The following is a 5,149-nucleotide window of genomic DNA, read 5'->3' on the forward strand; positions in this document are numbered from 1 at the left end:
GGGCGCTTCTGCTTGAGGATCGCGGCTACTCGCTCATCCCCCAGGTGCTCAGGAACCCGTATCTGCAGGTCATTGCCGACGATGTGGAGAGCAGCAGTCCTCCTGATGGAGCGGACCACCTCCACCCGTAATCCCAGAACCTCCTCTGGAATGGCGGTCATCGGAAGTGCCTCTTGCCCAGGTCCATGAACCGCTCGGTCACGGCATCCACCAGTGCCTTGTCCCCGAATGGTTGATCCAGGATGGATCGCTTGATCTGCTTTTTGATTCGGGTTACCTCATCCCACTTGTCAAAGAACCCGACGATCTGAGTTGCCTCCTGGAACTCAGTGACCAGTTCCTTGGTCAGGTCCAGCACCTTCTGGTGGGTGTCCTCATCCAGGGTGTCGTCGTTTGATGCCTTGGTGATTTCTGCCATCAGGGACCTGTAGAAGGGTCCCTCCATCTCACTCAGTCCCAGGTCCTCGTTCTGCTGGGTCTTCTCCTGCTCCATCCCATCACGGAACAGCAGGAGTTGCTGAACCAGTTCCACCCACTTCTGCTGGTACTTCTGGATGATCTTCTCCAGGCGCAGTGCCAGAGACTGGTAGTACTCGGGGTCATCGTCCAACTTGACCTTGAGATGTGCCTTGATGGCGTGTTCCACCTCGGATGCTTTTGCCCTGTCGTTGGTCTGGGAGGCAAGGACCTGCTCAAACTCCACATCAAAGAGTTTGGTGGGAGGCACCCGTGGATCTACTCCTGTTGCTCGGACATTCTCTTCAATGAGGGCACGAACCTTTTCTCCACATCCCACGATGTTCAATTGCTCGTCCCGATAGCGGTTACGGCATCCGATCACGACCTTACCCAGTGCCTTCAGATCAGGCAGGAATGGATTTGCTGATGGATCGGGTAGGACGATCTCCACCTGCTTGGCAAAGGTCCGAAAATCCGCCTCAAATTGCTGGCGCTTGAGTTCGTCCTCCATTGCTTCAATGCAGGCATCAATGTCCTGAAGGTCCAGACTCTTGAGATGTTGCTTGACTCTGGTGTGTGCTGACTGAAGTTTCGGGATTTCGTCCTTGAGGTTCTTGAGGGCACCTTGAACATCGGTGGAGGAGAAGACCTTGAGGGCATCAGCGAGGTAATCGGTTAGACCGTAGTAATCAACGATGTACCCGCTGAACTTATTTGCCTTGGTCCGGTTCACCCGTGCAATTGCCTGCAACAGGTTATGGTCCGTCAGTTTGCGATCCAGATACATCACCTGACAGATAGGTGCATCAAACCCAGTCAGGAGCATGTCTTTGACAATCAGCAGGGAAAGAGGGTGTTCGTTAATTGGCTTCTTGAAGTTTTCAATTGCCTTCTTGTGATCCGCTGGATTGGTCCATTTCGCCAGATGGGGTGGGTCGTTGTGGTCACCTGAAATCACCACTGCTGACTCAGGTGCTCCTGGGATGGCATCCAGTTTTTGCTTGTAGAGGACTGCTACCTCCCTACCTCCTGTCACCAGAATGCCCTTGAAACCATTGGGCAGGATTGTGCTCCGATAGTGCTGAACCAAATCCAAACCGATCCACTCAATTCGTTGGGGTGCCTCCAGCACTGCTTTTTCTGTTCCATACTTCATCTTGATCGCATCCTTCTCCTCTGGGGTCTTGTCCTGGAAGTAGCGATCAAACAGTGCATCGAGGGAATCACCTGTGACCTTGGTGGTTGCTTCCCGACCTTCGTAGAGGATCTGACAGGTGGCACCATCAGCGACCGCTTGCTCAATGGTGTAGGTGTCTATGTATCCACCGAACTCTTGGGTGGTCTTCTCACTGGTGATTAATGGAGTGCCCGTGAAGGCAATCTTGGGTGCGTTGGGCAGAGCGGTGTTGATGGCAGAACCTAAGGTCCCGTACTGGGTGCGGTGTGCCTCATCCGCCAGCACGATGATCCGATCTGAGTCGTTGAGGCAGGAGAACCCAAAGTCTCCTTCCTGCAGTTTCTGAATCGTGGCGGTGACCAGATCCGAAGCGTCACTGGCAAGTAGTTCCTTGAGGTGACTGACCGAAGAGGCATTCAGGACAGATTCTCCTTGTGCGTTTCGGAAGGTGGCAGTAAGTTGCCCGTCCAATTGGGTGCGGTCTGTGAGGAAGACCAGTTTGTAGTCCCGAAGCAGTGGGTCCCGACGAATCTTCTGAGTGAGGAAGACCATGGTGAGGGACTTTCCTGATCCCTGGGTGTGCCAGATGACCCCGCCCTTGCTCTTGCGATCTCCTGGTGCTTTGAGTCGCTCAATGGTCTTCTGGACTGCCCTGAACTGCTGGTAGCGGGCGATCTTCTTGATCGTGCGTCCGCTCTCGGTTTCGTAGAGCGTGAAGTTCTGAATGATGTCCAGGAAGGTGGCAGGGTTCAGCAGTCCCTGGATCAGCAGTTGCTGGGCGTTGGCAGGTGATCCCAGTTCCTTTGGATCTGTGGGGTAAGGGTCCTTCCATTCCAGGTAGTACTCCACTGGAGAGGAGATGGTCCCAACCCTTGCTCCATCCCGATGGGTGGAGATCATCACTTGGTTGTAGTGAAAGAGTTTCTCGCACCCTTCTGTGTCGCTTGGATTTCTGAGGTTGGCGTAACGGCGTAGTTGGTTGATCCCCTCCGCCATCGGATCGGTGACGAAGGGCGACTTGCACTCCATGACCCCCAACGGCAATCCATTCACGAAGAGCAGGATGTCGGGAATGATGTTCTGGGAGGGACCCTGGATCTTGAACTGATCAACGCAGAGGAACTCGTTGTTCTCCAGGTTGTCAAAGTCAATGAGTTTCAGGGTCTGACCCCGACGACCACTGCCCAGGTCCTGATCCACGCTGAAGTACTGGGTGAGGCGTTCCCAGAACCACTGATTTGCCTCCATCAGGGTGGAGGTCTGAATCAGGGTGACTTCTCGGACGACCTTGCGGAGGTTGTCTTCGCTGATCCAGGGGTTGATGCGTTGGATTGCTTGTTCAAGGTTGGGCGTGAGGACCACATCCTTGAGTGATGAGCGGTGATTTGACTTCTCAGGCACGAGCGTTGTGCCATCCAGATGAGACCATCCCAGACCCTTGAGTTGTTCAAGGGCAGGTGCCTCTACAAATTGGCGCTCGTCGCCTTCCATGGTTATACGCTGACCCTCTTGCGACCTGAGAGAAGATCAAAAGCAAGTGCTGAGCGAAACTCTTTCAACTTAGCAATAAGAACTTGGGTCCTGCTATTCACCAATTCAAGCGATGAAGATAGGGACTCAAAGTCGTTCTGTACTTCAAGAGGAGGGAATGGGATTTCAAGTTTCCTGAAGGCGCTCCAATTTACTCGCATCTTTTCAATCAACGATCCTGTGGCGATGCGCTCGTACAAGCGGATGTACTGGTCTGAGCGAAAAAGAAACTCGTATAATCTGACAGAAGTGCGGATATCTCTTGCTCTAAATGTCGTGTAGTACTTTGAAATCTTTGCGGTAGACTCTTCGTGAAACGCGGAAATTGCGCCCCACCTGAGATTCATGGGATTCATTGCAAAGTCGCCCTTTGTGATTAGCTTGTAATTCTCCTTCTCTTTGTCGGTCAACAAGAAGTCGCGAACATACCTGTCTGGTTTCGGGACCAAGCCCGATTCAATTGTCAAACTATAGAGAGGGGTTTCAGATTCATGTCTTTCTGGGGTGCTGGTTTCCCTAAATATGTCCTCAACCGACTTTTTTGAGTCCCTGGACACTTCTTCAATCCTGGCGAGCATTTCGCTCAAAACGCCCTTGGTGAGTCGCTGATTCTTCTCAAGACGCTTCTGGTGAAAAAGTATCTGTTGATCAATCCCAGAGAGTATCTCGGCGATCTTCTTCTGCTCGGGGAGTGGGGGAACGGGTATGAGCAGTTCTGCAACCTGACTCGCATTGACGGCAGGGTAGTTTGATCCAGTCACTAAGGCATTTAGCTGTCTCTCAACGACTTCACTGTTTATTGCCTGAAAGATAAAGCGAGGGTCGGAAATGTCTTCCTTTGAGCGAAGTACGGCAAAACCTGTAGAACAGAGGAGATCGTCTTCATCCGAATCAATCAAGGCAAAGTTCTTTAGATTTGGGCGGACGGTGCCAAGCAGTACATCGTTGCATCGGACTTTCCTCCTCGCTCGTGATGGTAGATCGGCGAATAGTTCTGGGGCAATGCTGAGGTCTGCCTTTTGTTCCTTGATGGAAGACAGGTCAATGTATCTGTATCTTCTTGAGGCATCTGCTGTTTCCGAGAGAGTGTCTGGGTTTATGTCGCACATTTTGTTTAGTGGTTCAAGAGGATGCTCACTCATATCCCAACTCCTTCAAGAACCCGTGCATCACTGCTTCTGCTTCCTTGACCTCAGCATCAATCTGAGCGAGTGAGACCCCGTACTTCTCCCACCACCGCTCAAACTGCTGAATCACCGCATCAGAAGCGTCGCCGAGGTGCTGACGGATCTGGGACTTCTCCTTGATGTCATCCCTAAATTTCAGATACTCCCCATCCTTCGGCACCAGAATCACGCTGACATCAAATCCTTCAAGGATCTCCTGAATATATTCGCTCTGAATCTCCTTGATCGGCACACCACCATGAAGGATGCCACGCACATCAAAGGGTTCAGGTGGTGGTGAGGTGTCTGCGTACCGACGGATGTTCAGGTTGTGGTCGTTCTCCCGAATCTCCTCCAGGGGCACCACCCGTGAGAACCGCTTGATTTCGTTGTAGGCGTCAAAGCATCCCACAATCTTTTCAATATCCTGGTCTCTCAGGATATTTTGATTCTTGCCTTCCTGGTAGTCCAGTTCAGCGTTGATAAAGAGCACCTTCCCTTTTCTCTCAGGTGCCTTGCTCTTATTGATGATAATCAGTGAGGCAGGAATTCCAGTGCCGTAGAATAACCCTGACGGCAGACCAATCACCGCTTCCACCAAATCGTCTTCCAGGATGCCCTTACGGATCTCACCTTCCTGACCGCCACGGAACAGAACACCATGAGGCACCACCACCCCCATCACACCTTCGCCTGCGTCCCCTGCAGTGGTGTAAATCCCCCGGCATTCCCACCCCGGCGTAGCCGGGGTGGGCCGCGCACCTCAGTCGATCGGCTCCACAGCTGACGTTGCAAGGGGTGGGCAGGCCCGTTTCCC

The 5,149-nt window shown here is 52.6% G+C and carries 3 protein-coding genes; all 3 read right to left on the minus strand.

What is annotated here, in order from left to right; genetic code table 11:
* Positions 1-157: 157 nt before the first annotated feature.
* From VB777_RS13610 to VB777_RS13620, 3 genes are read right to left on the minus strand one after another with little or no spacing between them, the layout of a single operon-like run.
* Positions 158-3,127: a type I restriction endonuclease subunit R gene (locus VB777_RS13610; protein WP_323249570.1), complete on the minus strand. Its 2,970-nt coding sequence runs from the start codon at positions 3,125-3,127 to the stop codon at positions 158-160.
* A 2-nt stretch (positions 3,128-3,129) separates the two neighbouring features.
* Positions 3,130-4,308, minus strand: a complete 1,179-nt coding sequence (locus VB777_RS13615; RefSeq protein ID WP_323249572.1) for a restriction endonuclease subunit S — start codon at positions 4,306-4,308, stop codon at positions 3,130-3,132.
* Positions 4,301-5,014, minus strand: a complete 714-nt coding sequence (locus VB777_RS13620) for an N-6 DNA methylase (RefSeq protein WP_323249574.1) — start codon at positions 5,012-5,014, stop codon at positions 4,301-4,303. The genes VB777_RS13615 and VB777_RS13620 overlap by 8 nt, the downstream gene beginning before the upstream one ends.
* Positions 5,015-5,149: the final 135 nt, after the last annotated feature.

This window comes from Synechococcus sp. CCY9202 (assembly GCF_034931685.1).
Lineage (GTDB): Bacteria > Cyanobacteriota > Cyanobacteriia > PCC-6307 > Cyanobiaceae > CBW1002.

What these genes read in the sequence shown, in the direction of transcription:
- VB777_RS13620 (WP_323249574.1), bottom strand. Translation starts at nt 5,014, where the DNA reads ATGGGGGTGGTGGTGCCTCATGGTGTTCTGTTCCGTGGCGGTCAGGAA.
- VB777_RS13610 (WP_323249570.1), bottom strand. Translation starts at nt 3,127, where the DNA reads ATGGAAGGCGACGAGCGCCAATTTGTAGAGGCACCTGCCCTTGAACAA.
- VB777_RS13615 (WP_323249572.1), bottom strand. Translation starts at nt 4,308, where the DNA reads ATGAGTGAGCATCCTCTTGAACCACTAAACAAAATGTGCGACATAAAC.